Genomic DNA, 26,328 nt, shown 5'->3' with positions numbered 1-26,328 from the left:
ATCCGGGAGACGCCTCGGGCAACAACAATGGATCTGTGGTTATGGGCCCCGGCTTTCGCCGGGGCGACGATGCGGTGAGGTCCGCGCTGGAGAACGAAAAGCTACTCGTCCTTCTTCGCCGGCTGCGACATGCGCTCGAGACGTTCCTGCATGTCCTTCATCTGGCGGCGCAGGTCGTCGATGTTGCCGTCGTCGGGCGCGGGCTCCGGCACCTTCTCGGCTTCAGTGCCGCCGCGCTGCGGCACGAACGGCTTGAACATCGAGAAGGTCTGCTGGAACAGCTCCATGTTACGGCGGACCTGTTCTTCCAGGGGAGCGAACGGCGTGCCGCTCAGGGCGCCCGCGATCTGCTTGCGGAATTTCTCCTGTTCCTTGGTCAGCGTCTCGATCGACTGTTCGAGATATTTCGGCACCACCATCTGCATGCTGTCGCCGTAGAACCGGATCAGCTGTCGCAGGAACGTGGTCGGCAGCAGGTTCTGCCCGGCCTTGTTCTCCTGTTCGAAGATGATTTGCGCGAGCACGGAGCGGGTGATGTCGTCGCCGGTCTTCGCGTCATAGACGAGGAAATCCTCGCCTTCCTTCACCATCGCCGCGAGATCCTCGAGCGTCACATAGGTGCTCGTACCGGTATTATAGAGCCGCCGGTTCGCGTATTTCTTGATCGTGGTCGGTTGTTCAGATTTTGCCATGGGCTCTCACTTCAACACCGAAGAACCTGGAACCCGACGGCATCGCCGCAGGGCTAAATGCAACGCATCGCAGCAAAGGTAAGCATTTTCAAAGCGGTTCGGCTACCGTTTTGTGCTGTGCGGTTAATTCCAAAGCATAGGATTTGCTCAGGAATGTGCCAAGGGCGTCATTTTGAGTGCGTCGCGGCGCGATTTGCGCCACAGTTTGATTGACATGCCTCAATGAGCTTTACAGGATAGCCGTTAAGAGACAGGCCAGCCAAACCGGCCGCCCGCCGTCGAGAAACCCAGCTACAACCCATAGGAGATGTCCATGTCAGACGATGTCGTCATCGTCAGCGCCGCCCGCACCCCGGTCGGCAGCTTCAACGGCGCATTCGCGACCACACCGGCTCACGATCTCGGCGCGATTGCCATCAAGGCGGCGCTGGAGCGTGCCGGCGTCGAGGGCGGCCAGGTCTCCGAAGTCATCATGGGCCAGATCCTCACCGCGGCGCAGGGCCAGAACCCGGCCCGCCAGGCCTCCATCGCGGCCGGCATTCCCGTGGAAAGCCCGGCCTGGGGCGTCAACCAGCTCTGCGGCTCCGGCCTGCGCACGGTCGCGCTCGGCTACCAGGCGCTGCTCAACGGCGATTCCTCGATCGTCGTCGCGGGCGGCCAGGAGTCGATGAGCATGGCCCCGCACGCGCAGTATCTGCGCGGCGGCGTCAAGATGGGCGGCCTCGAGCTGATCGACACCATGATCAAGGACGGCCTGTGGGATGCCTTCAACGGCTACCACATGGGCAACACCGCCGAGAACGTCGCCAAGCAGTACCAGATCACCCGCGCGCAGCAGGACGAGTTCGCAGTCGGTTCGCAGAACAAGGCCGAGGCGGCGCAGAAGGCCGGCAAGTTCAAGGACGAGATCGTCCCGGTCACGATCAAGAGCCGCAAGGGCGACATCGTGGTCGATGCCGACGAGTATCCGCGCCACGGCGCGACGCTCGACGCGATGGCCAAGCTCCGCGCCGCCTTCGAGAAGGACGGCACCGTAACCGCCGGCAACGCCTCCGGCATCAATGACGGCGCCGCCGCCGTCGTGCTGATGACCGCCAAGGAAGCCGCCAAGCAGGGCAAGAAGGTGCTCGCCCGCATCGTCTCCTGGGGCCAGGCCGGCGTCGATCCCAAGATCATGGGCACCGGTCCGATCCCCGCTTCGCGCGCGGCGCTGAAGAAGGCCGGCTGGAACATCGCCGACCTCGATTTGATCGAGGCCAATGAGGCGTTCGCCGCGCAGGCCTGCGCCGTCAACAAGGACCTCGGCTGGGATCCGGCCAAGGTCAACGTCAATGGCGGCGCGATCGCGATCGGCCATCCGGTCGGCGCGTCGGGTGCGCGCGTGCTGGTCACGCTGCTGCACGAGATGCAGAAGCGCGATGCCAAGAAGGGCCTCGCGACGCTGTGCATCGGCGGCGGCATGGGCATCGCCATGTGCGTTGCACGCGACTGAACAAAAGGCAGCGAGGCCGGCTAGGTGATGAAAAGATCATCTGTCAACCACGGCGCGAACTGATAGAAAAGATGCCCGGCTTTGCGCCGGGCATTTTTGTTTTGCGCGAGCATGATCCGGAAAAGTGTGAAGCGGTTTTCCGAACGGATCATGCTCAAAAAGGGAGCGGAAGCGCGACGATCTCATCGCGCTTCGTTGTGAGTGCGTAGACCGGAGTTATCCGGTTATAAAAGACGGCCAAGGAGGAGACGGACATGGCACGTGTTGCATTGGTGACGGGCGGAACGCGGGGCATCGGAGCTGCTATCAGCAAGGCGCTGAAAGCGGCCGGCTACAACGTGGCGGCGAGCTACGCCGGCAATGACGCCGCGGCGGAGAAGTTCAAGGCGGAGAACGGGATTCCCGTCTACAAGTGGGACGTCGCATCGTTCGACGCCTGCGCGGCCGGTGTGAAGAAGGTCGAGACCGAACTCGGCCCCATCGACGTGCTGGTGAACAATGCCGGCATCACCCGCGACACCGCATTCCACAAGATGACGCTCGAGCAGTGGAATGCCGTGATCAACACCAACCTCGGCTCGCTGTTCAACATGACGCGCCAGGTGATCGAGGGCATGCGCGCCCGCAAGTTCGGCCGCATCATCTCGATCTCCTCGATTAACGGCCAGAAGGGCCAGTTCGGCCAGGTCAATTATTCAGCGGCGAAGGCCGGCGACATCGGCTTCACCAAGGCGCTGGCGATCGAGAACGCCAAGGGCGGCATCACCGTCAATGTGATCGCGCCCGGCTACATCAACACCGAGATGGTGCAGGCGGTGCCGAAGGATGTGCTGGAGAAGAACGTGATTCCGCAGATCCCGGTCAATCGCCTCGGCGAGCCTGAGGAGATCGCGCGCGCGGTGGTCTTCCTGGCGGCCGACGATGCCGGCTTCATCACCGGCTCGACGCTGACCATCAACGGCGGCCAGTATCACGCGTAAGCGGCGCAGCGCCGCACGCGACCTCGATCAATGCGTCATGCCCGGCCTTGTGCCGGGCATTTTCGTCGTTACAACCGCGAGGCGTGAAGCAAAGACGTGGCCGGCCCGGCCATGACGGATTGAATTGAAATGACCACCCGGACTGCCACCCTTGTCGGACTGACCGCCATCCTGATGTGGTCGCTGCTGTCGGTCATGACGGTCGCGACCGGCGCGATCACGGCGTTCCAGCTTGCTGCCATGACGTTTGCGATCGGCGCTGCGGTCGCGTTCGCAAGCTTCCTGTTGCGCCCTGCCGCGTTCGGCGCCTTGAAGCAGCCGCTGCTCGCCTGGGTCGTCGGCGTCGGCGGGCTGTTCGGCTATCACGCGCTGTATTTCCTGGCGCTGCGCTTCGCGCCGCCGGCCGAGGCCGGCCTGCTCAACTATCTCTGGCCGCTGTTGATCGTGCTGTTCTCCTCGCTATTGCCGGGCGAACGGCTGGCGATCCATCACATCGTCGGCGCACTGCTTGGCCTTGCCGGCACCGTGCTGCTGTTTGCCGGCAACACCTGCAATTTCACCAGGGAACAGATTCCAGGCTTCGCGGCGGCCTTCGTCGCGGCATTCGTGTGGGCGACCTATTCGGTGATGTCGCGCCGGCTCAAGGCGGTGCCGACAGATGCCGTGGCGGGCTTTTGCCTTGCCACCGCAGTGCTGGCCGCGCTGGTGCACATGATGGTGGAGACCACGGTGTGGCCCGCAACGCCGCTGCAATGGTTGGCAGTGGTCGCACTCGGCATCGGTCCGGTGGGCGCGGCGTTCTTTGCCTGGGACATCGGCATGAAGCGCGGCGACATCCGCGTGCTGGGAGCAGCGTCCTACGCCACGCCGCTGCTCTCGACCGCGTTCCTCATCCTGGCGGGTTTCGCCGAGCCCAGCGCCAACATCGCCATCGCCGCCGTTCTGATCGCCGGCGGTGGGTTGATCGCGGCGAAGGACATGGTGTTGCGGAAATGAATGTAGGATGGGTAGAGCGCAGCGAAACCCATCATCTCGCCGCGAGGAGAGAAGTCGATGGGTTTCGCTGCGCTCTACCCATCCTACGAGTGCAGCTCCTACAAGAGAGAATCCTACTAAGCTGGCTCCCAACCCTTCGGCGCCAGCTCGAACTTCGAAAACTCGAATCCCGGCGCGACCGTGCAGCCGACCAGCGTCCAGTCGCCGCTGCTTTCCGCCGCCTGCCAGGCGCCCGCCGGTACGAGCGCCTGCGGCTGTTCGCCGCGCGCGACATCACCGCCGAGCGTGATCGATTGCTGCGGGCCGCCGTCCTGCGCAATCCGCAAGGTCAACGGCGCGCCGGCATAATGGTGCCACATCTCGACGGCGTCGATGCGGTGCCAATGCGAGCGCTCGCCGCGCGCCAGCAGGAAATAGATCGCGGTCGAATGCGCGCGCCCGGCGGCATCGCAGCGCTCGTCGCGAAACGTCTCGCGATAATGCCCGCCTTCGGGATGCGGCTTCAGCGCGAGCTGCGCGATGATGTCGGCCGCGGAGGGCTGTGACATCAGGACTTGTTCTTGCGCTCGCGGAGCTCGCCGAACACCAGCGCCGGGTCGGCGCCCTTCATGTGCAGCTTGGCCGCAACCGCAGGCTCGTCGGCGCGCAGGAACACGTTGGCCTTCTTCTCGTCGCCGAGCAGCACGGGAATCGTCGGCTTGTTCTCGGCGCGCAGCCGCGTCACTTCCTCGGCGCGCGCTTGCAGATGCGGATTGTCGGCCTCGATGGTGAGCGCGAACTTCACGTTCGAGGCGGTGTATTCATGGCCGCAATACAGGCGGAAATCATCCGGCAGCGAACGCAGCTTCAGCAGCGAATCCCACATCATCGGATAGGTGCCTTCGAACACCCGGCCGCAGCCGATCGAGAACAGCGTGTCGGCGGCGAACACGGCCTTCTCGCCGTCGAACACGTAGGAGATATGGTCGAGCGTATGGCCGGGGGTTTCGACCACGCGGGCCAGGAGACTGCCGATCTTGATGACGTCGGCATTGGCGGCGCGCAGGTCGACATTGGCGATCTTCGCCGACTGGTCGTGCGGGGCGACGACGCGGCAGCCGTATTTCTGCTTCAGCTCGGCGACGCCGCCGACATGGTCGCCATGGTGATGGGTGATCAGGATGTCGGTCAGCGTCCAGCCTTCGCGCTCCAGCGCCTTGATGATCGGGCCGGCTTCCGGCGCGTCGATCGACGCCGTCGCCTTGGTTACGGGATCGTGGATCAGGTACCCGAAATTGTCGGTGAGGCAGCTGAAGGTACGAATTTCGGCGGTCATGATATCTCCACGAACAAACGGGACGGACGCTTCAGAGCATGATCTTCTCGAAAAGCCGATGCCCACTTTTTCGGATCGTGCTCTTAACGCGTCCAATATAGGTGTGAAATATGGCGTTAACGCTCCGGCGGCAACGCAATTTTCCGCGCACCCCGGCGGCAGGGGGCATGGTAGGCTGAGATCATGGACGTCATCGACCTCCGCGATTTCTATTCGCAGCGCCTCGGCATCGTGGCGCGGCAGCTGATCAACCGCGGCATCCGTGCGCGGTGGCCGAACGCGGAAGGCCAGCGCGTGCTCGGGCTCGGCTATCCGACGCCCTATCTCGGCCTGTTCCGTGATAGCTGCGAGCGCTGTATTGCCTTCATGCCGGCCGCCCAGGGCGTGCTGAAATGGCCGACCGGCCGCCCCGCGTTGGCGACCCTGATCGACGAATTCTCGATGCCGTTACCGGATGCCGCGGTCGACCGCGTGCTCTTGGTGCATGCGCTGGAGATGTCCGACGATCCGGAGCGGCTGCTGCGCGAGGTGTGGCGGGTGCTGTCGCCGTCGGGGCGGCTGATCGCGATCATCCCGAACCGGCGCGGCGTCTGGACGCGCACCGATGCGACGCCGTTCGGCCATGGCCGGCCCTATTCGCGGGCCCAGATCACCCAGCTGTTACGGCAGACCTGGTTCACGCCGGCGTCATGGGGCGAGGCGCTGTTCATGCCGCCGGTGCAAGGCAGCTGGTTCCTGCGCTCGGCGATGGCGTGGGAGCGGGTCGGCGCGGCGCTGTCGATGCCCTTCGCCGGCGTGCATATCGTGGAAGCGAGCAAGCAGGTCTATCGCGCGATCCCGGCGCGCCGCGAGCGGCCGCAGCTGATCCCGTCGTTGCGGCCGGTGTTGGTGCCGTCCTCGACGGCGACGCGCAAATCCAGCCACTCGGAATGACGTGAATCAGCCACCCTCCCCTGGAAGGGAGGGTGGCTGCATATGTGCTTTACTCGTTGCCCGGATTGAAGTCGTCGCCGCTCGGCGCGGGCTGCGCTGCCATGTCGGGACGCGGACCGTGCGGACGGCGGCGGCGGCGCGGGAAGCGCTCGCTGCGCTCGCCGCGTTCGGCACCACCGCCATTGCTGGCTTCATAGGCGCCACCGTTGACCTGCGGCTGCGCGCCACCGGTGATGAACGAGGGCAGGCGATCGACGCCGCCGGCATCGGCCATCGCGGGCTGCGGCTGGTTCTGCGGTTGCGGCTGATATTGCGGCTGCGGACGATGCTCGCGTTCGCGATGCTCACGCGGCGGCTGCTGGTCACGCTCGCGGTGCTCGCGCGGCTGCTGCTGCTGCTCGCGCTGGAAGGGCTGCTGGCCGTTGTCGCGCATGAAGGGCTGCTGCTGCGGCACGAAGCCCGGCTCCTGGCCGAAGCTCGAATAGCCGTCGCTGTCGTCGTCGCCGTCTTCGGTCGCGACCGGCTCGGCGTCGGGGCGCGGCTGCTGCTGATTCTGCCGGAACTGCTCCTGCGCGGCCGCGATGATCCGGTAGTAGTGCTCGGCGTGCTGATAGTAGTTTTCAGCCGCCACCGGATCGCCGGAGGAGCGTGCATCGCGCGCGAGCTGGACGTATTTCTCGGCAACGTGGGAGGCCGTGCCGCGGATCTTGATGTCGGGCCCGTTCGATTCGTACACCCGTGTCAGGGGATTCTGGCCGCGCCGGTTATTGTTGTTGTTATTATTGTTGTTATTCCGGTTGCGCATCCGCTTGTTGTTCTGACCGTTTCTCATCTGTCGCCTTTTATTCCAGCCCTGAAGTTATTGCCGTCCACAGTCCGATTCCAGAAAGTCCGATTGCTCAGAAGTCCGATTTGCAAAGTCCGATTTGCAAAGTCCGATTCGGCGCGCGCCGAGGCGCACGGAATCGCAGCACCGTTCGAAGTGGCTTCGATGTCGCTGACCATCGCGTTCAGCAAATACGCGTTCCCCAACCGCCGGCAAAAGCCGCCAGCGACCAAATCATTCCGCCCGTCGAGACAGGCCCAGTTCTCGTGCGTAAGTCTTCAAGCGCAATAACAGGCTTTCGTTCGCTTGGCGGTCGAGAGCAGCACAGCTTTGGCTAATTGCGCTCTGTGAGACCTGCGTTCCTGGAACCTTTCGATCGGCGGGCTCTGCTGAACCCTGGTCATCACCCGTAACGGTTTACGGGGCCAGCACCGATGTTGTGCCCGGAACGTAGTCGTTCCCCGGGGATATTCCAAGAGGTTTTTTTGCGTTCCAATAGGACTTTATCGGGGCGGCCGGCGGGCGGAAACGGCCCTCGGAATGCCCCCCAGATCGGCCCTCGGCGGCCCCGTTGGGGATAAGCCGGAAGCCGTCATCAGGGCTTCAATGTCGTCGCTTTGGCCCTGCCCAGTTTCAACAACCAGAAATCCACCCGAGGCCAAAAGACCCGCAGATTGCGAAATCAGGGAGCGGTAGGCGTCGAGCCCATCGGCGCCGCCGTCGAGCGCCGCGCGGGGATCGTGCGCGCGCACCTCGATATCGAGACCGGCGATATCGGCCGAGGGGATGTAAGGCGGATTGGATGCGATCAGGTCGAACGCGCCGGTCAGCGCGCTGGCGTAGTCGCACTGGACCCACGTCGTGCGATCCGCGAGCCCGAGCTCGGCGGCGTTCCGGCGCGCGGTCTGCAGCGCCTCTGCCGAAATGTCAGTGGCGAAGCCATGCGCGTTGGGCAGTTCCGAGAGCAGCGCCAGCAGGATCGCACCGGAACCGGTGCCGAGATCGGCGATCCGCAGCGCGCGGTCGGCCGCGCCGTCGGCGCGCAGCAGTTCAAGCGCACGCTCGACCACGGTTTCGGTGTCGGGACGCGGCACCAGCGTCGCGGCCGAGAGATGCAGCGGCAGTCCCCAAAATTCCTTGATGCCGAGAATGCGCGCGACCGGCTCGCCGGCGAGGCGGCGCTGCGCGAGGGCTTCGAGGCGCGTTGATTCGTCGGCCGTCAGCGCGCGATGCGCCGCGGTGATCATGCCGGTCAAATCGAGGCCGAGCGCGGCACCGACCAGCAGCCGTGCATCGAGCTCGGCGGAGTCGTTGGCAGCGGCTGCCAATCGCGTTGCAAGCGCGCGCCGGGCCGCGTCGATCGTCTGGCCAGTGAACTGGTTCACGGACATCACCGCCATCTCATAGCCCGGATTTCGCTTCGCTCCATCCGGGCTGCCAATCTCACGCCGCCGCGCCCTGTGCCGCGAGCTGCGCGGCCTGGTGCTCGGTGGTCAGCGCGTCGATCAGTTCGCCGAGCGCTTCGCCCGCGATCACCTGCGGCAGCTTGTAGAGCGTCAAATTGATGCGGTGGTCGGTGACCCTGCCTTGCGGGAAATTATAGGTGCGGATGCGCTCGGAGCGGTCGCCGGAGCCGACCTTCTCCTTGCGGTCGGCGGAGCGCGCGGCCTCGACGCGCTGGCGCTCGGCGTCATAGATCCGCGAGCGCAGGATGTTCATCGCCGAGGCGCGGTTTTTGTGCTGCGAGCGGCTGTCCTGCATCATCACCACGATGCCGGTCGGCAGATGGGTGATGCGGATCGCCGATTCGGTCTTGTTGACGTGCTGACCGCCGGCGCCGCCGGCGCGCATGGTCTCGATCCTCAAGTCGGTGTCCTTGATGTCGACATCGACGTCCTCGACCTCGGGCAGCACCGCGACGGTCGCGGCCGAGGTGTGGATGCGGCCCTGCGTCTCGGTGTCGGGAACGCGCTGCACCCGGTGCACGCCGGATTCGAATTTCAGCTTGGCGAACGCGCCGCGGCCCTGCACCTCGGCGATGATTTCCTTGTAGCCGCCGACGGTGCCCTCGCTCGCCGAGATCACCTCGACCTTCCAGCCCTGCAAGGCAGCGAAGCGCTCATACATCCGGAACAGGTCGCCGGCGAACAGCGAGGCCTCGTCGCCGCCGGTGCCGGCGCGGATTTCCAGCATCACGTTGCGGTCGTCCATCGCGTCCTTGGGCAGCAGCGCGATCCGGATCTGCTGCTCGAGATCGCCGATCCGCGCCTGCAGCGTCTCCAGCTCGGCTTCCGCCAAGCTGCGCATCTCGGGATCGGTGCCTGCGTCCGCCAGCATCGCCTCGGTATCGGCGAGTTCAGTGCGAGCAGCGCGATAGAGCTTCACCGCATCGATCAGCGGATTGAGCTCGGCGAGCTCGCGGGTGATCGCAACGTAGCGATCGGACTTCACCTCGCCGAGCAGCTCGGCCTCGAGCGAGGCGTGATGGGCGAGCAGGACGTCGAGTTTGGCTTCGGGTAGCATGGCGGTATCTCGAATTTGCTGAAAGCGCGAAGGGCGCAAAAGGGGCGATAGCGGCGACGGCAGCGTCGCTACAAGGCCAGCCCCTCGGTTTCCGCAAACTTCGTCAGCGCCTCGCGGATCGAGACGCTGCCGACCGGTGCGTCCAGCAGGGGATTGATCATCGCCTCCGCCTTCCTGGCGTCGAGGTCGAGGATCATCGCCTTGACCGGGCCGTGCGCGGTCGCCGACAGCGACAGCGAGCGATAGCCGAGCGCGATCAGCGCCAGCGCGCCGATCGGTTTCGAGGCCATCTCGCCGCACAGCGAGGCGGCCTTCTTCGCCGCCCTGGCCTTGCGCACGATGTCGCGCAGCGCGCGCAGGATCGGCGCCGACAGGATGTCGAAGCGCTCGGAGACCTTGGCATTGCCGCGGTCGACCGCGAACAGGAACTGGAACAAATCGTTGGAGCCGACCGACACGAAGTCGACCTTCTTCAAGAGCTCGTCGAGCTGGTAGAGCAGCGCCGGCACCTCGACCATGGTGCCGATATCGATCCGCTCGGGCAGCGAATGGCCGTGCTGGCGCAGATAGGTCAGCTCGCGCTCGACGATCGCCTTGGCCTGGTCGAATTCGGCGATGTCGGAGATCATCGGAAACATGATCTTCAGCGCGCGGCCGCCGCCGGCGCGCAGCAGCGCGCGGATCTGGCCGCGCAACAGGCCGGGACGGTCGAGGCCGAGCCGGATCGCGCGCCAGCCGAGCGCCGGATTTTCCTCGACCACCGTCTCCATATAGGGCAGCGCCTTGTCGCCGCCGATGTCGAGCGTGCGGAAGGTGACGGGCTTGTTGCCCGCGGCATCGAGCACGGTGCGGTACAGCGCGAGCTGGTCGCTCGAGCGCGGCAGGCTCGGGCTCACCATGAACTGCAATTCGGTGCGGAACAGGCCGATGCCGGCGCTGCCGGTGTCCTCGATGTGCGGCAGATCGATGGTCAGGCCCGCGTTGATCAGGAGCTCGATCGGCTGGCCGTCCTTGGTCACGCAGGCCTTGTCGCGCAGCTCCGAATATTGCGCCTGCCGCCGCGCCCGGAATCGGACGCGCTCGGCATAGGCCGATTCGATCTCGGCGGAGGGGCGGACATAGATCTCGCCGGAAATCCCGTCGACGATGATGGCGTCGCCGGGATCGGCGATGCCGGGCGCGTTCGGCACCTCGCCGACCGCGGGAATGCCGAGCGCGCGCGCCACGATCGAGACGTGGGAGTTCGCGGTGCCTTCTTCCAGCACCAGGCCGCGCAGCCGCTTGCGGTCGTAGTCGAGCAGCGCCGCCGGTCCCATCGCACGCGCGATCAGGATGGCGTTGTCGGGCAGCTGCTCGCGCGACGGTGCATGATCCTGGCCGACCAGCTGCCGCATCAGCCGATGGCCGAGATCCTCGAGGTCGTGCAGCCGGTCGCGCAGATACGGATCGGTCGAGCGCAGCATGCGCGCGCGGGTGTCGGACTGCACGCGCTCGACGGCGGCTTCCGCAGTGAGGCCGGTGGCGACCGCCTCATGCAGCTTGTGCGACCAGCCCTGGTCGTTGGCGAACATGCGGTAGGCTTCCAGCACCTCGCGGTGCTCGCCGCCTTCGGCGACGTCGCCGCGCTCCAGCATGCGGTCGAGATCGGCGCGCAGATTGGCGAGCGCGGTGTCGAGCCGCTTGATCTCCTTCGGCAGGTCCTCGGCGATGTAGTTGGTGATGACGACGCGCGGCTCGTGCAGCACGACATGGCCGAGCGCGATGCCGTCGGACAGCACCGCGCCGGTCTTGTGCAGCGAGTGCCGCGCGGCGGGCTCGGCGCCCGGCTGGGCCAGCGCGGCGAGCTCGCCGGATGCGATCATCTCCGCCAGCACCATGGCGGTGGTCTGCAGCGCCTCGACCTCTTCCTCGACATAGGTCCGCTTGGCGCGGTTCTGCACGACGAGGACGCCGAGCGTGTTGCCGGCGCGCAGGATCGGCACGCCGAGGAACGAGTGGTAGGCCTCTTCGCCGGTCTCCGGGCGGTAAGCGAAGGCCGGATGGCTTTGCGCGTCGGACAGATTGAGCGGCGTCGCCTCGCTGGCGACGAGGCCGACCAGGCCCTCATGCGCGCTCAGCACGGTACGGTGCACGGCGTCGCGATTCAGACCTTCGGTGGCATAGAGCTCGAGCGTGTTGTCGACGCGCAGCACGTAGCAGGAGCAGACCTCGGCCACCATGTTGGCCGCGATCAGCACCACGATCTTGTCGAGGCGCTCCTGGGCGGAGACTTGCTCCGCCATGGTTTCGCGGAGCCGTCTCAACAGGATGCGTGGGCCTCCCGACGCGCTCCGCATGTGCTTCAGTCCCTCCCCGCAAGGCCGGCGCAGCGGGCCGGCCGGCCGCTGGCGCGAAACTCTTCAAAAACAACAATTTTAGTCATTCGGTGTCGCCGCACGCGCCAGTTCCCGCCGATTCGGGATCACCAAACTGTGCCACAGTTTGCGACAGCCTACCTGACTGGCCGTATAGCCAATCGAGGCTCGCTTTGCCAAGCAAAACGCCTGCCAGTAGCAAATAACGTCTGCGTCAGCCCAATGCTGCGCCCGCTAAGAGAAATTCTAACTCCGGGGTAGGGGTGAGGGAGTACGGCTCCTGCTTCTCCCGTCATTCCGGGGCTCGCGAAGCGAGAGCCCGGAATCCATTCATCCGCAAAACTCGTGGCCCCATGGATTCCGGGCTCGTGCTGCGCACGCCCCGGAATGACGGCGGAGAGAGCCCACCCGCCGCTCGGATGCCGGTCGCTCCTACGCCTGATCCAGGCCGTACAGCGTGTGCAGCGTGCGCACCGCGAGTTCGGTGTAGGCGGCGTCGATCAGGACCGAGAACTTGATCTCTGACGTCGTGATGGCGCGGATGTTGATGTTGCGCTCGGCCAGCGCCTTGAACGCCTTCGCCGCGACGCCGGCATGGCTGCGCATGCCGCTGCCGATCACCGACACCTTGGCGACGTCGGTCTCGGTGTCGAGCCTGGCATAGCCGATCCTGGCCTTGGCGGAGGTAATGGTGTCCTTGGCGCGGTTGTAGTCGGTGGCCGGCACGGTGAAGGTGAGGTCGGTGGTCTTGCCGTCCTCCGACACGTTCTGCACGATCATGTCGACGTTGATGTTGGCATCCGCGAGCGGCCCGAAGATCGCCGCGGCGACGCCCGGCTTGTCCTCGATCTGGCGCACGGAAATCTGGGCTTCGTCCTTGGAGAAGGCGATGCCGGTGACGACGTGCATTTCCATGATTTCCTCCTCGCTGCAGATCAGCGTGCCCGGCGGCTGGTTGGCGTGCGGGTCGATATCCTCTGGCTTGTCGAAGCTGGAGCGCACGAAGATCGGCATGTTGTGCACCATGCCGAGTTCCACCGAGCGAACCTGCAGCACCTTGGCGCCCTGCGAAGCCAGCTCCAGCATGTCCTCGAACGCGATCTTGTCGAGTCGCCGCGCCTTCGGCACCACGCGGGGGTCGGTGGTGTAGACGCCGTCGACGTCGGTGTAGATGTCGCAGCGGTCGGCTTTCAACGCGGCCGCGATCGCCACCGCCGAGGTGTCCGAACCGCCGCGGCCGAGCGTGGTGATGCGGCCGGTCTGCGGGTTGATGCCCTGGAAGCCGGCAATGACAGCGACTTCCTTGCGCTCCTTGAAACGGTCGATGATCTCGGTACCGTCGATCTCGAGGATGCGCGCCGAGGCATGCGCGTCCGAGGTCTTGATCGGGATCTGCCAGCCCTGCCAGGAGCGCGCCTGGATGCCGATGCCCTGCAGCACGATCGCAAGCAAGCCCGAAGTGACCTGTTCGCCGGAGGCGACCACGGCGTCATATTCGCGCGCGTCGTGCATCGGCGAGGCCTCGGTGCACCAGGCCACCAGCTCGTTGGTCTTGCCGGACATCGCGGAGACGACGACGGCGACCTCGTGGCCCGCGTCGACCTCGCGCTTCACGTGCTGCGCGACGTTGCGGATACGATCGATATTGGCGACGGACGTACCGCCGAATTTCATCACGAGGCGGCCCATGACGACGCGTCTATTCCTTTAAGAGGATAAGTAGGTTAACCCACGCCGAAAACCGCAAGCGCGGGGACCGAAAGGCGCGTATACATAGCGCCGCGCCCGGGGGCAAGCCGGTTCCTGGGGGTGTTACGGCCGGTTGCAGGCCGGTTGTGGCGCTGAGGTAACTCGAAGGCGGGTTGGATGGGACGTTACATCGACGAAATCCTGCAGCCCGGCGAGAAGGTGCTGTATTCCACCAATGCGCACTGGATCTTCTACTGGCCGGCCATCATCGCCTGGGTTGCGGCGCTGGCGCTGCTGATCCTGTCGAGGTTCACGACCGTCGACGGCCTGGTGCTGGCCTGCCTCGCGACGGCCGCCGTGGTCGCGGTCGCGGCCCTGTACTGGACCGCCGCGGCCTGGTTCCACCGCTGGACCACCGAAACCGACGTCACCAATTTTCGCGTGGTGCACAAGACCGGCTTCATCAAGCGGCGCACCTTCGAGATGAGCCTCGACAAGGTCGAGAGCGTCGACGTCAACCAGAGCATCGCGGGGCGGCTGCTCAATTATGGCGACGTCACCATCCGCGGCGTAGGCGAGGGCATCGAGATCATCAAGACCATCGCTTCGCCGCTATCGTTCCGCAATTCGATCACCGCGCGATAGGGGCGCGCGCAATCATGGCCACGCAAACAACTCTTTCCAGTGCCTCCGCCAGCTCGGTCGATCCGGCCGAGATCGCGAAGTTTTCGAAACTGTCGGATGAATGGTGGGATCCGCGCGGCAAGATGGCGCCGCTGCACAAGATCAATCCGCTGCGCCTGACCTATATCCGCGACGCCGCCTGCCGCAAGTTCGAGCGCAACGTCAAGAGCCTGAGCTGCCTGTCCGGCCTGCGCCTGCTCGACATCGGCTGCGGCGCCGGGTTGTTGTGCGAGCCGTTCACGCGGTTAGGGGCCCAGGTGATCGGGATCGATCCGTCGGCCACCAACATATCCGCGGCGAAGCTGCACGCCGACAAGGGCCATCTGTCGATCGACTACCGTTGCACCACGGTGGAGGAGATGGACGTCCGCGAGCGCTTCGACATCGTGCTGGCGATGGAGGTCGTCGAGCATGTCGTCGACGTCGGCGCCTTCATCAAGCGCTGCGCCGTCATGCTCAAGCCCGGCGGGCTGATGGTGGTCTCGACGTTGAACCGCAACTGGAAGAGCTTTGCGCTGGCGATCGTCGGCGCCGAATACGTGCTGCGCTGGCTGCCGCGCGGCACCCATGAGTGGAGCAAGTTCGTCACCCCCGCCGAGCTCGAACGCTATCTCGGCGACGTCAACCTGACCGTCACCGAACAGGCCGGCGTGGTCTACAACCCGCTCGCCGACAAATGGACCGTCTCGACCGACATGGACGTGAACTACATGGTGGTGGCGGAAGAGGTGTAGGGTTGTTCGCATCCACACAACCGGTGTCGTCCCTGCGAACGCAGAGACCCATAACCACCGGCGCCAATAGTTGGGCAAGGTCCGCGTTCCGATTTGTTGTAGGTCGGCGGTCCGGCCATCGTGCCCCAAATAGCTCCCTGGGGTTATGGGCCCCTGCGTTCGCAGGGGCGACACGGAGCTTGTGGCGCGACCGTTGAAGATGTGAGACGCTATGTCCTCCAGAAAGGTGTCGTCCCTGCGAACGCAGGGACCCATAACCACCGGCCCGAATAATCGGGCGAGGTCCGCGTTCCGAGCATGTACTACGTCTACATCCTCGCCAGCCAACGCCATGGCACGCTGTATATCGGCGTGACGAATTCCGTTCAGAAGCGGCTTGAGGAGCATAGAGCCGGAAAGGGCTCAGCATTCGTCAAGACATATGGTGTTTACCGCCTTGTATATGTGGAAGCCTATGAACGGGCTGAAGAAGCCATCGCACGCGAGAAGCAGCTCAAGAAATGGAAGCGTGACTGGAAGATCGAGCTGATTGAGCGAGAGAATCTCGAATGGCGGGATCTCAGCGACCTGCTTGTCTGACCGGTGTGCCACATACCGCTCCCTGTGGTTATGGGTCCCTGCGTTCGCACTAGGGCATGCACAGATCTCTGAGGGACCATCCAGCGGCTGCGGCGTGGAAGTATTGCAGGCCGTGTTTCATAGTGATGGGGCCCGGCGGTTTGGACGATGGATAGCCGTCCCAGCCGCCGAGCCGGCCGATAATCCAGGCGGCCCAAGCGAGGCTGTCAGGCGGGTGCGGGTTTCTCAGCCGCTTGCTTTGGGCTTCGAGGTTGCGATTGAGGGCGGCAAGTGTAGCGACTTCCCCAGCATTGAAGGCAATTCGGACAGACTGGTTGTCGCGACCATCGCGCGCCTGCACAAGCTGAAGGGAGATGACTGCCGCCTTGGCCGCGATCGCGACCAGCTTGAGAAGCCGCTCGGCGGTCCCGATCTGACTGTCTTCGAGCTTGAGGCCTTGTGTCTTCAAGATGCGGAAGAACTGCTCGATCAGCCACCGCCGCTTGTACCATTCGATAATGCGCCAGGCCTCTTCTGCATTCGTCACCGGATGCGTGGTGAGCAGCCGCCAGTGCAGCGGCTCGATCCCGGCCTGCGGCTCGATCTCGCGCACATCGACCAGGATCAAGGGTAGGCTTTTCGGCAGATGGCGCAGGAACTTGGTTTGCGGTCGGGCCAGTTCGACGGCGCCGAAGCGCAGATCGAGAAGCGCAGCCCGCTCAGGCCGTTGTGCTCGCGCAGGCAATACGATGGTCCGTTGTTCGATGCTGGTCATGGCCTCGCTGGCCGCATACAGGCCACAGCCATCCGCCAGCTTGCGATCATGCATGCTCCGGGCAATGACGTGGAACTGGTGTTCTGCGGCGCAGGCGTAGAGCGCGAAGATGTCGCTCTCGCGGTCGCCCAGCATGGTCACCATCGCAGCCTTCGCCAACAGCGGCTTGGCTGCCAGAGCGGTCGCGATCCAGCGTTGCGATTCTTTGTCCTTCAGATCGCGATTGTCGTGCGAGACGGTGCGGCGGCCCTGGCGGGTCCAGATCTCGCCGTGCAACAGGCCAAGGCAGCAGCCGCTTTCCGCGTCTGCGGCCAGCATCGGGTGCAGCAACACCCCGCGGGTGTTGCCATGACCGATCTCGCCCAAGCCACGCCGGTTTTGTGCCTTGGTGGCAAAATTGATCTCGCTGGTATCCTGGATCGCCAGCACATGGCGGCCTTCGGCCGCCATTACCGTACCATCGCTCCAGCTTTCGATTATCCGCGTCGTCGTCACCTTGGCATTGCCGAGAAAGCGGTTGAAGCGCACCTCCCGGGCACGCATGCCTCCTGCCAGCCGTCGCAGGCAGACATCCTTGCCCGCGACCATGCATTCGACGAGCGCCGCCCCCCTTTATCGAGGCGGAGATCCCCGAACCGACCTAATGACCAGTCAATTTGCGCCAGCATGTCGACACCTCCGCCAAAGCCGAAGTGCCGCAATATGAATCACACGAAATACCGATTCGGGAATCCCCACCCAACTAGATGTGTGCATGCCCTAGTGCGTTCGCAGGGACGACAGTGAGTTTGTGGCACGGGCGCAGGCCTGTCATGCACAGCGCCAGTTGACCGCATCAGTGCGGCCCGGCACGCTGCGCGCGTACTCCCGCCCGGCGCACCCCTTATCCCGCATGTTCACGCTCTCCTCGCTCTGGATTCCCTTCACGATCGTCGCTGCGTTCGGGCAGGTGGCGCGCAATGCGATGCAGCGGCAGCTGACCGGGCCGCTCGGGACCTGGGGCGCGACCAATATCCGCTTCCTGTTCGGCCTGCCGTTCTCGGTGGTGTTCTTTGTGCTCGCGATCCTCGTGACCGGCGACCCCGTGCCGTGGCCGCTGGCGTCGTTCTGGCCGTGGCTGTTGTCCGGCGCGCTCAGCCAGATCGTCGGCACCGGCTTCATGCTGCTGGCGATGAACGACCGTTCCTTCGTGGTGACGACCGCCTACATGAAGACCGAGGCGATCCAGACCGCGATCTTCGGCTTCGTCTTCCTCGGCGACCATCTGACGTCGGCCAAGGTGATCGCGATCGTGATCGCAACCGTCGGCGTCGTCGTCACCGCGCTGAGGCCCGGCGGGCAAAAGAGCTTTGCCGATCTGCGCCCGACAGTGCTCGGCCTCGGCGCGGCTGCGGTGTTCGCGATCTCGGCGGTGAGCTTCCGCGGCGCGATCATCGCGGTGCCCGGCGTCTCGTTTGTCACGGCGGCCTCCTACACGCTGATGTGGAGCCTGTTCGTCCAGACCCTGATCCTGTCGGTCTATCTCTTGCTGCGCGCGCCCGATGTGCTGCGGAAGATCCTCGGCCTGTGGCGGCCCTCGCTATTCGCGGGCTTCATGGGTGCGTTCTCGTCGCAGTTCTGGTTCCTGGCGTTCGCACTCACCGCCGCCGCCAATGTGCGCACGCTGGCGCTGATCGAGGTGCTGTTCGCGCAGGGCGTAGCCTATTTCTCGCTCAAGCAGCCGTTCTCGCTGCGCGAGGTGTTCGGCATCGTCCTGATCGTGATCGGCGTCGCGCTCTTGATCGCCGCGTAGATCAGCCTTTAACAGCGATCAGCACCGCGCCGGCCGAGATCAGCGCGATCCCGATCCAGCCATAGGGCGAGGGGCGTTCGCCGAGGAACGCGGCGCCGAACAGCGCCACCAGCACCACGCTGAGCTTATCGATCGGCGCGACCAGTGTGGCCGGCCCAAGTTTGAGCGCGCGGAAATAGCAGATCCACGACGCGCCGGTGCCGAGCCCGGACAGCAGCAGGAACAGCCAGCTTTTGGTCGAGATCGGTCCGGCCTGGGTGAACTGCCCGGTCGCAAACAGGATCGCCGACAGCGTGATCAGGACGACCACGGTGCGGATCAGGGTCGCGAGATCGGAGTTGATGCCCTCGACGCCGACCTTGGCGAAGATCGCGGTCAAGGCCGCGAACACGGCGGACAGAAACGCCCAGACCTGCCAGGAAGAAAATGTCTCGGGGGTCATGTCACTCTCTTCCGTCGTTCCGGGGCGCGCCCCTTTGCGCGGGCCCGGAATCCATTCCAACGCCGGACTTGTGGCCCGATGGATTCCGGGTTCTCGCTTCGCGCGCCCCGGAATCACGGAAGGGCGTCAATTCCGGTCTTCCGGCAGCGTCGGCAGCGGCGAGACCTCGACGCCTTCGTCGATCAGCGCGCGCGCTTCCTCGGGCGAGGCCTCGCCGTAGATCGGCCGGTGCTCGATATCGCCGTAATGCATCTTGCGGGCTTCGTTGGGGAAGCGGTCGCCGACATTGTCGGCATTCTTCACGATGTGGTCGCGCAGTTCCTTCAGCTTGCTGCGCAGCTCGCGCTCCTGCGCCATCATCAGCGACGTCGATTCAGTGGCGGTCGCTTCGACAGGCGAGGCCGGCGCAGGCTGGGCCGGTTCGCGGCCTTTCTTGCTGACGATTTGCGGCGCCATGATCGCACGCTCGATCTCGGCCGAGCCGCAGGACGGACAATTGATCAGGTGACGCCGCTCCTGCGATTCATAGGCCGAGGAGCTCTGGAACCAGCTCTCGAACTGATGGCCGCGCGCGCAGCGCAGCGTGTAGCGGATCATGCCGAACCCCGGACGAGGTGCAGATGCTCCGGGCCGGCCTTGGGGTCGGCGATGCCGAAACGCCTGCCGTGCTGCAACGAGGGAATGGTCTTGCGCGCGGTCTCGACCTTGGCGGGATCGATCTCGGCGAGGAACACGCCTGGCTCGACGCCGCCCTCGGCGAGGATCTCGCCCCAGGGGTCGATGATCAGCGAATGCCCGAAGGTCTCGCGCTTGTTCTCATGCAGGCCGGCTTGCGCCGCGGCGAACACGAAGCAGCCGGTCTCGATGGCGCGGGCGCGCAGCAGCGTGTGCCAATGCGCTTCGCCGGTCTTGCGGGTGAAGGCGGAGGGGACGGTGAGGAAGGAGGCCCCGGCCTCGGCCAGCGCGCGATAGAGCGCCGGGAAGCGCACGTCGTAGCAGATCGTCAATCCGATCCGGCCCCAGGGCAGGTCGGAGATCACGGCGGTCTCGCCGGGCTGGTAATTGGCCGATTCGCGGTAGCTCTCGCCGCCCGGCAGATCGATGTCGAACATGTGGATCTTGTCGTAGCTCGCGAGCACATTGCCCTCGGGCCCGATCAGGAACGAGCGGTTGACCGCCTTTTCCGGCGAGTAGCGCAGCGCCAGCGAGCCGATATGCAGATGGATCTTCAGCTCCGCGGCGAGCGCGCGGTATGCCTGCAGCGACTTGTCGTCCTCTTCGCTGGCCAAATGCTCGAACAGCGCCGCGCGGTTCAGCTGCATCATGTTGCTGACCTCGGGGGTCAGCACGTATTTGGCGCCCTGCGCCGCCGCCTCGCGGATCAGCCGCGTGCCCTGCTCGAGGCTCGGCTCGGGCAGCAATCCGGTGCGCATCTGCACCATCGCGGCGGTGAATTTGTTGTCCGTGACCATCAGTCGCCGCCTCCGTTGCTGAGCAGGCCGTCGAGCTTGCCCTCGCGGTCGAGCGCGTAGAGCTCATCGCAGCCGCCGACATGGGTCTGGCCGATGAAGATCTGCGGGAAGGTCGCCCCGCTGCCGGCGCGATCGTACATCTCGTCGCGGTAGGCCGGGTTGCTCGCGACGCTGAGTTCGGTGAACGCGGCGTTCTTGCGCGTCAAAAGCGATTTGGCCGCGGTGCAATAACCGCAGCCCGGGCGGGTGTAGATTTCAATGGCAGCGGTCATGGTGTGCTCGGTTGAACCTGAATGACAGATTATATGGGAGCACGGTGGGTATCGACAACCCGGGCGAACACCAGCACGTCGACTTGCGCGGCCTTGGCCCGCAGCAGCGCCCGTGCGCAGGCATCCACTGTCGCACCCGAGGTCAGGACGTCGTCGACCAGGACCACGCGGCGGCCCTGGATGTCAGCCTTGCGTTCATCGGCGACCCCGAATGCGCCCTGCACATTGCTGGCGCGGTCCTTGCGCGACAGCCCGATCTGCTGCTCGGTGGCGCGGGTGCGTCGCAACGCCTCGGAGACCATTTTCACGCCGCTGTGGCGCGCGATCACCTTGGCGAGCGCGCCGGACTGGTTGTAGCGCCGGCTCCAGCCCCGCCGCCAGTGCAGCGGAACCGGAACCAGCATGTCGGCCTCGGAGAGCAATTCCTTCCCCGCCCGGGCCATCCAGCGACCCATTGTGGGCGCCAGATCGGTGCGATCCTGATATTTCAATGCATGGACCAGCGTACGCGCAACATCGTCATAGCGCACCGCGGCGCGGGCCCTGCTGTAGGCCGGCGGATGGGCGATCGCCTCCATCGAGAGCAATTCGGGACCTGGATCGTAGACAAAGGGAATGCCGAGCCGCGGGCAGAACGGCGGCGCGATGAACGACAATTTGGCCCAGCACGCCGCACAGACCCCTTCGCCATGGACCGGCTCGCGGCAGGACACGCACAGCGTCGGCAGCGCGATGTCGAGCGCCAGCCGCGCAGTCCGCAACCAAGCGCCGCCGACCGCGCCGAGCGCGCGCTGGACCTGACCGGTAATGGAGCGTGTCGGTGATGCCTCGGCGTCCATGGCAGGCGAGGCTAGCGTTTGCGCAACGCGGGCTCAAGGCGCATTGCCTGCGACGGCGGTCCGGCGTAACCAGCCGGCATGGCACCGAACCCGGCCACCGCTCCCAACCTGTTCGATCGCGCATTGCTCGCCGCGCGGCTGTCGCGCGCCCGGCGCGCGGGGGCGGCGACGTTCCTGCTCGAGCGTGTCACCGCAGACATGGCGGACCGTTTGCAGGCGGTATCGCGCAGCTTTTCGGCGGCGGCCGATCTCTGGACGCCGGGTGACGGGCTCGGGGACGCCCTGCGCGGGCGTGTCGGATCGGTCGATCCGATCGGCTTCAGCGAGGCGGAAGCGCTCGGTCTGCCGCCGGAGTCGCTCGATCTCATGGTCTCCGCGCTGGCCTTCCAGTTCGTCAACGATCTGCCCGGCGTGCTCGCGCAGATCCGCCGCGCGCTGAAGCCGGACGGGCTCTTGCTCGCTGCGATGCTCGGCGGCGATACGCTGACCGAACTCAGGCAAAGCTTCGCCGCGGCGGAGGCGGAGTGCGAGGGCGGCGTGTCGCCGCGCGTCGCGCCGTTCGCCGATTTGCGCGACATCGGGGCGTTGTTGCAGCGCGCTGGCTTCGCGCTGCCGGTCACCGATGTCGACCGCGTCGTGGTGCGCTATGCCAGCGCGTTCGCGCTGATGGCCGATCTCAGGCGCATGGGCGCGACCAATGTGCTGCACGAGCGCCGCCACGCCCCGACCCGCCGCGCCACCATGCTGCGCATGGCGCAGATCTACGGCGAGCGCTTCGCCGATCCCGACGGCCGCATCCGCGCCACCTTCGACATCGTCTGGCTGTCCGGCTGGGCGCCGCATGACAGCCAGCCGAAGCCGCTGAAGCCGGGCTCGGCGAAGGCGAGCCTGGAGGCGGCGGTGAAGGGTGTGAAGCGTTGAGCCGTTAGGGGCGCACGCTGCTCAGGCTCCCTCTCCCCTTGCGGGAGAGGGTTGGGGAGAGGGGTAGCCCCGAGCGAGATATTCGTGTGATCATCGCTTTCGCAATTCTGCGCGCGTGTTCAAGATCATGCGGAGAGAGCGCGCCGTGTGGCACCCCTCTCCCCAGCCCTCCCCCGCAAGTGGGGAGGGAGCCTGTCCACAGTGCGTCCCTTACCGTCAGGTCCCTTTATCAGCGCGAGCAAGGGGGCGAGGGACGTCTCCACGATTTCGGAATAATGGAATTATGCGGGTGAGTTGCCCGACGTGTCAAGTCGCCTGGTCGAGCGCCGGCTACCGCCGGCTGCCTTTGCATGGGGTTGTTTTTGATGTTTTTGGCAACGCACCTCCCCGGAGCGGCAGAGGAGGTCACAGCAGCAAATCCATCAGGTGCGGCAGCAGCGGGATGTCGGCGGGCGGCATCGGGTAGTCGCGCAGCTTGCCCGCGCGGACCCAGGCGAGGTTCTGGCCCTCGCGCGCCACCGCCATGCCCTCCCAGCGGCGGCAGATGTAGAGCGGCATCAGCAAATGGAAGGTCTCGTAGGCGTGGCTGGCGAAGGTCAGCGGCGCGAGGCACGGCTCGCTCACCGTGATGCCGATCTCCTCGTGCAGCTCGCGGATCAGGGTCTGTTCCGGCCGCTCGCCCGGTTCGATCTTGCCGCCGGGGAATTCCCACAGGCCCGCCAGCGCCTTGCCTGCGGGGCGCTGCGCCAGCAGCACGCGTTTGTCGGCGTCGACCAGCGCGCAGGCGACGACGAGGGTCAGCTTGATGTCAGCCATAAAGCGGGAATTTCCTTCTGATCTGCAAGCTTTCATTAACCAGCAATGCGCCCCTCGGCCAAACGATTTGTGCCCGCACGCTCTTTCTGCGTCCGCGATAAGCCGCTCTTAATTCGTCGCCGGCAGGGTGGAGCCGTTTATCTACCCATCATTTCTTGTGCCGATATAACCCATGAGCACCTTGATCCGGACCCTCAGCCGTTTCCGCCGCGATCGCTCCGGCAACATTGCGATGATCTTCGGCCTCGCTCTGCTGCCGCTGATGATCGCCGTCGGATGCGCGGTCGACTATTCGCGCGCCAACCAGATCCGCAGCAAGCTGATATCCGCCGCCGACGCGGCGAGCGTCGGGTCGGTCGCCAGGGGATCGCCCGGCTTCATCGCGGCCGGCGCCATGACCTCGGACGGCGAGATCACGGCGGGCGAAGCCGATGCGAGGAAGATCTTCAACGGCAACGTCTTCAACCAGAACGGCTTTACGCTGACGAGCGTGACGCCGACCATGACCAAGAGCGGCGGCACCATCACCTCGACGGTCAAGTTCACGGCCGATGTCCCGACCATGTTCCTCGGCGTCATCGGGCAGGGCAAGGTGTCCGTGTCGGGTACCTCGACCTCGACCGCGACCATGCCGCTCTATATCGATTTCTATCTCCTGCTCGACAACTCGCCGTCGATGGGGGTTGCGGCGACGCCGACCGATGTCACCAAGATGGTCAACAACACCCCGGACCAGTGCGCCTTCGCCTGCCACGACTACAACGATCCCAACAACTACTACAATCTCGCCAAGACGCTCGGCGTCACGACGCGAATCGACGTGCTGCGCAGCGCGACCCAGCAGTTGATGGACACGGCGGCGAATACCGCGACCTATTCCAGCCAGTACCGGATGGCGATCTACGATTTCGGCGCCTCTTCGCAGACGATCGGCCTGCGCCCGCTGTTCTCGCTGTCGGCCAGCCTGTCGAGCGCCAAGACCGCGGCCGGCAACATCGATCTGATGGGCGTCTACGGCAACAACGACGCCTACACCGCCGACAAGGACACCCAGTTCACCACGGTGTTTCCGGCCATCAGCAACGCGATCAGCGCGCCGGGCCCCGGCACCTCGGCGGCGCCGCTGAAGTATCTGTTCTTCGTGTCCGATGGCGTGGCTGACGAGCCCAATTCAAGCTGCCTGAAGCCGATCACCGGCAGCAACCGCTGCCAGTCGCCGATCAACCCGGCGCTCTGCACGGCAATCAAGAACCGCGGCATCAAGATCGCGGTGCTCTACACCACCTATCTGCAGCTGCCGACCAACAATTGGTACATGAGCTGGATCGATCCGTTCAACAAGGGCCCGTTCGGTCCGTCGCCGAACAGCGAGATCGCGCAGAACATGCAGGCCTGCGCGTCGCCGGGCTTCTACTTCGAGGTCAGCCCGACCCAGGGCATCGCGGACGCGATGAACGCGCTGTTCAAGAAGGCGGTCGCCAACGCGCGGATCAGCAGCTAAAGCATGATCCGGAAAAGTGCGAAGCGGTTTTCCGAAAAGATCATGCTCAAACAAAGAGCTAAAGCGCGATGACGATTCAACCAAATATCATCGCGCTTTAGGTCAGCGACTCACCACCCTATCCCCGTCACCCTGAGGAGCCGCGCTTTCGCGCGGCGTCTCGAAGGATCGGCGGTCCGGTTCTCTCCAGTCGGCGCCATCGGGGCCGTGCATCCTTCGAGACGCGCGGAGCCTGTCATCGGGCCGCGCTTCGCGCGGACCCGTTGGCGCTCCTCAGGATGACGGAATCGAGAGCCTCGTTCGTCGCAACGACGAAAGCCCTACGACCGGTAGTCGCCGTTGATCGTGACGTATTCCTTGGTGAGGTCGCAGGTCAGCACGCGGTCTTTCGCCTTGCCGAGGCCGAGCGCGACCTTGATCTGGACCTTCGGCGCCTTCATCGCCTCCGAGACCTCTTTCTCATTGTAGGACGGATCGCGCGCGCCGCTCTTGGCGACGCGGATGCCGTTGAAGGAGATCGAGAGCTTGTCGCGGTTGGCGGGTTCGCCGGCCTTGCCGACCGCCATCACCACGCGGCCCCAATTGGCGTCCTCGCCGGCGATCGCGGTCTTCACCAGCGGCGAATTGGCGATCGACATCGCGATTCTGCGCGCCGACGGTTTTGTCGTCGCGCCCTCGACCACGACCTCGACCAGCTTGCGCGCGCCTTCGCCGTCGCGCGCCACCTGCTCGGAGAGGTCGGCGAGGATCTGCTGGAACGCCTTGGTGAAGGCCTTCAGGCGCGGGTCGCTGGCGCGCGAGATCTTCGGCGCGCCATGGGCCGCCGCGGCGCCGGTCGCGAACGCCAGCAGCGTGTCCGAGGTCGAGGTGTCGCCGTCGATGGTCAGCGCATTGAAGGTGTCCTCGACGCCGGCCTTGAGCAGCGCTTGCAGCACACCGGCCGACAGCGGCGCGTCGGTGAAGATGAAGGACAGCATGGTCGCCATGTCGGGCATGATCATGCCGGCGCCCTTGGCCATGCCGTTGATCGTCACCTTGGCCTTGCCGAGCTTCACGGTCGCGGTGGCGACCTTCGGGAAGGTGTCGGTGGTCATGATCGCACGGGCGGCGTCCATCCAGCGATCCGGGGTTGCGGTCTCCGCGAGCTGCGCCAGCACGCCATCGAACTTGGTAGCGTCGAGCGGCTCGCCGATCACGCCGGTGGAAGCCAGGAACACCTCCGAGGTCGAGCAGCCGACCGCTTTCCCGGCGATCTGCGCGGTCAGCGCAGTGGAGGCCTTGCCGGTCTTGCCGGTGAAGGCGTTGGCATTGCCGGAATTGACCACCAGCGCGCGCGCGGCTCCGCCCTTCAGCTTGGCGCGGCACCATTCGACCGGCGCCGACGGGCATTTCGACTTGGTGAACACACCGGCCACCGTGGTGCCCTTGTCCAGCAGCGCGAGCAGCACGTCGGTGCGCCCCTTGTAACGGATGCCGGCGGCGGCGGTAGCAAGCCGCACACCCGCGATCACGGGCATCTCGGGAACGTCAGGCGGGGCGAGGGGGGAGACGGCGGTGGACATCGGCAGGCTTCCGGCTACGGGGAGGGAAGCGCTGCATAACATCTCGCCGGCCGAAGCGGGAGAGGGCTGACGCGCTGTCATCAATCGTTCAAGAAACGACAATCCGTAGCCCGGATTGCGCTGCGCTTCATCCGTGCTGCAAAGCCTCCCCAAAACGCAG

26 protein-coding genes are annotated in these 26,328 nt (G+C 65.2%); 10 read left to right on the top strand and 16 right to left on the bottom strand.

Annotated features, from left to right (window positions below):
* Positions 1-101 precede the first annotated feature (101 nt).
* Positions 102-692: a polyhydroxyalkanoate synthesis repressor PhaR gene (gene phaR / locus ACTUWL_RS14250; protein WP_021081946.1), complete on the bottom strand. Its 591-nt coding sequence runs from the start codon at positions 690-692 to the stop codon at positions 102-104.
* Positions 693-1,005: 313 nt separating this feature from the next.
* On the opposite strand from phaR, the gene ACTUWL_RS14245 reads away from it, so the two are divergent.
* The 3 genes from ACTUWL_RS14245 to yddG all read left to right on the top strand — a co-directional run bounded on the left by ACTUWL_RS14245 (position 1,006) and on the right by yddG (position 4,160).
* A complete protein-coding gene (locus tag ACTUWL_RS14245; RefSeq protein WP_021081947.1) occupies positions 1,006-2,184 on the top strand; it encodes an acetyl-CoA C-acetyltransferase in 1,179 nt (392 codons plus the stop codon).
* A gap of 254 nt (positions 2,185-2,438) precedes the next feature.
* Positions 2,439-3,164, top strand: a complete 726-nt coding sequence (gene phbB / locus ACTUWL_RS14240) for an acetoacetyl-CoA reductase (RefSeq protein WP_021081948.1) — start codon at positions 2,439-2,441, stop codon at positions 3,162-3,164.
* Positions 3,165-3,293: 129 nt separating this feature from the next.
* Positions 3,294-4,160, top strand: a complete 867-nt coding sequence (gene yddG / locus ACTUWL_RS14235; RefSeq protein ID WP_021081949.1) for an aromatic amino acid exporter YddG — start codon at positions 3,294-3,296, stop codon at positions 4,158-4,160.
* A 116-nt stretch (positions 4,161-4,276) separates the two neighbouring features.
* Here yddG and ACTUWL_RS14230 read toward each other — a convergent pair whose 3' ends face one another.
* Positions 4,277-4,708, bottom strand: coding sequence for a cupin domain-containing protein (locus tag ACTUWL_RS14230; RefSeq protein ID WP_021081950.1), 432 nt, complete (start codon positions 4,706-4,708; stop codon positions 4,277-4,279).
* Positions 4,708-5,475 carry a hydroxyacylglutathione hydrolase gene (gene gloB / locus ACTUWL_RS14225; RefSeq protein ID WP_021081951.1) on the bottom strand — a complete coding sequence of 256 codons (768 nt, stop codon included), beginning with the start codon at positions 5,473-5,475 and terminating at the stop codon, positions 4,708-4,710. The genes ACTUWL_RS14230 and gloB overlap by 1 nt, the downstream gene beginning before the upstream one ends.
* A gap of 183 nt (positions 5,476-5,658) precedes the next feature.
* Here gloB and ACTUWL_RS14220 point away from each other — a divergent pair, with 183 nt between their 5' ends.
* A complete protein-coding gene (locus ACTUWL_RS14220) occupies positions 5,659-6,408 on the top strand; it encodes a class I SAM-dependent methyltransferase (protein ID WP_021081952.1) in 750 nt (249 codons plus the stop codon).
* A 49-nt stretch (positions 6,409-6,457) separates the two neighbouring features.
* On the opposite strand, the gene ACTUWL_RS14215 is transcribed toward ACTUWL_RS14220, so the two are convergent.
* The 5 genes from ACTUWL_RS14215 to ACTUWL_RS14195 form a co-directional block, all read right to left on the bottom strand.
* Positions 6,458-7,240 (bottom strand): DUF4167 domain-containing protein, encoded by a 783-nt coding sequence (locus ACTUWL_RS14215; RefSeq protein WP_021081953.1) that lies wholly within the window; start codon positions 7,238-7,240, stop codon positions 6,458-6,460.
* 497 nt (positions 7,241-7,737) lie between these two features.
* Entirely contained in the window at positions 7,738-8,625 is an 888-nt protein-coding gene (gene prmC / locus ACTUWL_RS14210; protein WP_021081954.1) for a peptide chain release factor N(5)-glutamine methyltransferase, read from the bottom strand.
* A 52-nt stretch (positions 8,626-8,677) separates the two neighbouring features.
* On the bottom strand, positions 8,678-9,757 hold the full coding sequence (gene prfA / locus ACTUWL_RS14205) for a peptide chain release factor 1 (protein WP_021081955.1): 1,080 nt from the start codon (positions 9,755-9,757) through the stop codon (positions 8,678-8,680).
* 68 nt (positions 9,758-9,825) lie between these two features.
* A complete protein-coding gene (gene ptsP / locus ACTUWL_RS14200) occupies positions 9,826-12,093 on the bottom strand; it encodes a phosphoenolpyruvate--protein phosphotransferase (protein WP_106940562.1) in 2,268 nt (755 codons plus the stop codon).
* 450 nt (positions 12,094-12,543) lie between these two features.
* Complete coding sequence (locus tag ACTUWL_RS14195) at positions 12,544-13,800, bottom strand: aspartate kinase (protein WP_021081957.1); 1,257 nt, start codon at positions 13,798-13,800, stop codon at positions 12,544-12,546.
* Positions 13,801-13,977: 177 nt separating this feature from the next.
* Between ACTUWL_RS14195 and ACTUWL_RS14190 the strand changes: the two genes are divergently transcribed.
* The 3 genes from ACTUWL_RS14190 to ACTUWL_RS14180 all read left to right on the top strand — a co-directional run bounded on the left by ACTUWL_RS14190 (position 13,978) and on the right by ACTUWL_RS14180 (position 15,797).
* Positions 13,978-14,445, top strand: a complete 468-nt coding sequence (locus tag ACTUWL_RS14190) for a PH domain-containing protein (protein WP_021081958.1) — start codon at positions 13,978-13,980, stop codon at positions 14,443-14,445.
* 14 nt (positions 14,446-14,459) lie between these two features.
* Complete coding sequence (gene ubiG, locus ACTUWL_RS14185) at positions 14,460-15,218, top strand: bifunctional 2-polyprenyl-6-hydroxyphenol methylase/3-demethylubiquinol 3-O-methyltransferase UbiG (RefSeq protein ID WP_021081959.1); 759 nt, start codon at positions 14,460-14,462, stop codon at positions 15,216-15,218.
* 297 nt (positions 15,219-15,515) lie between these two features.
* Positions 15,516-15,797, top strand: a complete 282-nt coding sequence (locus tag ACTUWL_RS14180; protein WP_021081960.1) for a GIY-YIG nuclease family protein — start codon at positions 15,516-15,518, stop codon at positions 15,795-15,797.
* Positions 15,798-15,846: 49 nt separating this feature from the next.
* Here ACTUWL_RS14180 and ACTUWL_RS14175 read toward each other — a convergent pair whose 3' ends face one another.
* Complete coding sequence (locus ACTUWL_RS14175; RefSeq protein WP_110201936.1) at positions 15,847-17,139, bottom strand: IS4 family transposase; 1,293 nt, start codon at positions 17,137-17,139, stop codon at positions 15,847-15,849.
* Positions 17,140-17,443: 304 nt separating this feature from the next.
* On the opposite strand from ACTUWL_RS14175, the gene ACTUWL_RS14170 reads away from it, so the two are divergent.
* Positions 17,444-18,343 carry a DMT family transporter gene (locus ACTUWL_RS14170; RefSeq protein WP_035653523.1) on the top strand — a complete coding sequence of 300 codons (900 nt, stop codon included), beginning with the start codon at positions 17,444-17,446 and terminating at the stop codon, positions 18,341-18,343.
* Position 18,344: 1 nt separating this feature from the next.
* Here ACTUWL_RS14170 and ACTUWL_RS14165 read toward each other — a convergent pair whose 3' ends face one another.
* From ACTUWL_RS14165 to ACTUWL_RS14145, 5 genes are all read right to left on the bottom strand, one after another.
* The gene (locus ACTUWL_RS14165) at positions 18,345-18,785 is read right to left on the bottom strand and encodes an EamA family transporter (RefSeq protein WP_106940564.1); all 441 of its coding nucleotides are present in this window, start codon (positions 18,783-18,785) and stop codon (positions 18,345-18,347) included.
* Positions 18,786-18,911: 126 nt separating this feature from the next.
* Positions 18,912-19,382 carry a DUF1178 family protein gene (locus ACTUWL_RS14160; protein ID WP_021082211.1) on the bottom strand — a complete coding sequence of 157 codons (471 nt, stop codon included), beginning with the start codon at positions 19,380-19,382 and terminating at the stop codon, positions 18,912-18,914.
* Positions 19,379-20,257 carry a carbon-nitrogen hydrolase family protein gene (locus ACTUWL_RS14155; protein WP_021082210.1) on the bottom strand — a complete coding sequence of 293 codons (879 nt, stop codon included), beginning with the start codon at positions 20,255-20,257 and terminating at the stop codon, positions 19,379-19,381. Before ACTUWL_RS14155 ends, ACTUWL_RS14160 begins: the two co-directional genes overlap by 4 nt.
* Positions 20,257-20,529: a glutaredoxin 3 gene (gene grxC, locus ACTUWL_RS14150; protein ID WP_021082209.1), complete on the bottom strand. Its 273-nt coding sequence runs from the start codon at positions 20,527-20,529 to the stop codon at positions 20,257-20,259. The genes ACTUWL_RS14155 and grxC overlap by 1 nt, the downstream gene beginning before the upstream one ends.
* Positions 20,530-20,558: 29 nt before the next feature.
* Complete coding sequence (locus ACTUWL_RS14145) at positions 20,559-21,368, bottom strand: ComF family protein (RefSeq protein ID WP_021082208.1); 810 nt, start codon at positions 21,366-21,368, stop codon at positions 20,559-20,561.
* 78 nt (positions 21,369-21,446) lie between these two features.
* Between ACTUWL_RS14145 and ACTUWL_RS14140 the strand changes: the two genes are divergently transcribed.
* Positions 21,447-22,289, top strand: coding sequence for a methyltransferase domain-containing protein (locus ACTUWL_RS14140; RefSeq protein WP_021082207.1), 843 nt, complete (start codon positions 21,447-21,449; stop codon positions 22,287-22,289).
* 405 nt (positions 22,290-22,694) lie between these two features.
* Here ACTUWL_RS14140 and ACTUWL_RS14135 read toward each other — a convergent pair whose 3' ends face one another.
* Positions 22,695-23,105 carry a (deoxy)nucleoside triphosphate pyrophosphohydrolase gene (locus ACTUWL_RS14135; RefSeq protein WP_021082206.1) on the bottom strand — a complete coding sequence of 137 codons (411 nt, stop codon included), beginning with the start codon at positions 23,103-23,105 and terminating at the stop codon, positions 22,695-22,697.
* A gap of 172 nt (positions 23,106-23,277) precedes the next feature.
* On the opposite strand from ACTUWL_RS14135, the gene ACTUWL_RS14130 reads away from it, so the two are divergent.
* Positions 23,278-24,606 carry a TadE/TadG family type IV pilus assembly protein gene (locus ACTUWL_RS14130; protein ID WP_021082205.1) on the top strand — a complete coding sequence of 443 codons (1,329 nt, stop codon included), beginning with the start codon at positions 23,278-23,280 and terminating at the stop codon, positions 24,604-24,606.
* A gap of 320 nt (positions 24,607-24,926) precedes the next feature.
* On the opposite strand, the gene argJ is transcribed toward ACTUWL_RS14130, so the two are convergent.
* The gene (argJ, locus tag ACTUWL_RS14125; protein ID WP_021082204.1) at positions 24,927-26,168 is read right to left on the bottom strand and encodes a bifunctional glutamate N-acetyltransferase/amino-acid acetyltransferase ArgJ; all 1,242 of its coding nucleotides are present in this window, start codon (positions 26,166-26,168) and stop codon (positions 24,927-24,929) included.
* Between the last annotated feature and the right edge of the window lie 160 nt (positions 26,169-26,328).

This window comes from Bradyrhizobium sp. WCU1 (assembly GCF_053474805.1).
Note: the sequence above shows the minus strand (reverse complement) of the source record. Positions and strands in the feature narration are given on the sequence as shown.

Coding starts and splice junctions, on each gene's coding strand:
- phaR (WP_021081946.1), bottom strand. CDS start 692: ATGGCAAAATCTGAACAACCGACCACGATCAAGAAATACGCGAACCGG.
- ACTUWL_RS14245 (WP_021081947.1), top strand. CDS start 1,006: ATGTCAGACGATGTCGTCATCGTCAGCGCCGCCCGCACCCCGGTCGGC.
- phbB (WP_021081948.1), top strand. CDS start 2,439: ATGGCACGTGTTGCATTGGTGACGGGCGGAACGCGGGGCATCGGAGCT.
- yddG (WP_021081949.1), top strand. CDS start 3,294: ATGACCACCCGGACTGCCACCCTTGTCGGACTGACCGCCATCCTGATG.
- ACTUWL_RS14230 (WP_021081950.1), bottom strand. CDS start 4,708: ATGTCACAGCCCTCCGCGGCCGACATCATCGCGCAGCTCGCGCTGAAG.
- gloB (WP_021081951.1), bottom strand. CDS start 5,475: ATGACCGCCGAAATTCGTACCTTCAGCTGCCTCACCGACAATTTCGGG.
- ACTUWL_RS14220 (WP_021081952.1), top strand. CDS start 5,659: ATGGACGTCATCGACCTCCGCGATTTCTATTCGCAGCGCCTCGGCATC.
- ACTUWL_RS14215 (WP_021081953.1), bottom strand. CDS start 7,240: ATGAGAAACGGTCAGAACAACAAGCGGATGCGCAACCGGAATAACAAC.
- prmC (WP_021081954.1), bottom strand. CDS start 8,625: ATGTCCGTGAACCAGTTCACTGGCCAGACGATCGACGCGGCCCGGCGC.
- prfA (WP_021081955.1), bottom strand. CDS start 9,757: ATGCTACCCGAAGCCAAACTCGACGTCCTGCTCGCCCATCACGCCTCG.
- ptsP (WP_106940562.1), bottom strand. CDS start 12,093: ATGCGGAGCGCGTCGGGAGGCCCACGCATCCTGTTGAGACGGCTCCGC.
- ACTUWL_RS14195 (WP_021081957.1), bottom strand. CDS start 13,800: ATGGGCCGCCTCGTGATGAAATTCGGCGGTACGTCCGTCGCCAATATC.
- ACTUWL_RS14190 (WP_021081958.1), top strand. CDS start 13,978: ATGGGACGTTACATCGACGAAATCCTGCAGCCCGGCGAGAAGGTGCTG.
- ubiG (WP_021081959.1), top strand. CDS start 14,460: ATGGCCACGCAAACAACTCTTTCCAGTGCCTCCGCCAGCTCGGTCGAT.
- ACTUWL_RS14180 (WP_021081960.1), top strand. CDS start 15,516: ATGTACTACGTCTACATCCTCGCCAGCCAACGCCATGGCACGCTGTAT.
- ACTUWL_RS14175 (WP_110201936.1), bottom strand. CDS start 17,139: ATGGTCGCGGGCAAGGATGTCTGCCTGCGACGGCTGGCAGGAGGCATG.
- ACTUWL_RS14170 (WP_035653523.1), top strand. CDS start 17,444: ATGTTCACGCTCTCCTCGCTCTGGATTCCCTTCACGATCGTCGCTGCG.
- ACTUWL_RS14165 (WP_106940564.1), bottom strand. CDS start 18,785: ATGACCCCCGAGACATTTTCTTCCTGGCAGGTCTGGGCGTTTCTGTCC.
- ACTUWL_RS14160 (WP_021082211.1), bottom strand. CDS start 19,382: ATGATCCGCTACACGCTGCGCTGCGCGCGCGGCCATCAGTTCGAGAGC.
- ACTUWL_RS14155 (WP_021082210.1), bottom strand. CDS start 20,257: ATGGTCACGGACAACAAATTCACCGCCGCGATGGTGCAGATGCGCACC.
- grxC (WP_021082209.1), bottom strand. CDS start 20,529: ATGACCGCTGCCATTGAAATCTACACCCGCCCGGGCTGCGGTTATTGC.
- ACTUWL_RS14145 (WP_021082208.1), bottom strand. CDS start 21,368: ATGGACGCCGAGGCATCACCGACACGCTCCATTACCGGTCAGGTCCAG.
- ACTUWL_RS14140 (WP_021082207.1), top strand. CDS start 21,447: ATGGCACCGAACCCGGCCACCGCTCCCAACCTGTTCGATCGCGCATTG.
- ACTUWL_RS14135 (WP_021082206.1), bottom strand. CDS start 23,105: ATGGCTGACATCAAGCTGACCCTCGTCGTCGCCTGCGCGCTGGTCGAC.
- ACTUWL_RS14130 (WP_021082205.1), top strand. CDS start 23,278: ATGAGCACCTTGATCCGGACCCTCAGCCGTTTCCGCCGCGATCGCTCC.
- argJ (WP_021082204.1), bottom strand. CDS start 26,168: ATGTCCACCGCCGTCTCCCCCCTCGCCCCGCCTGACGTTCCCGAGATG.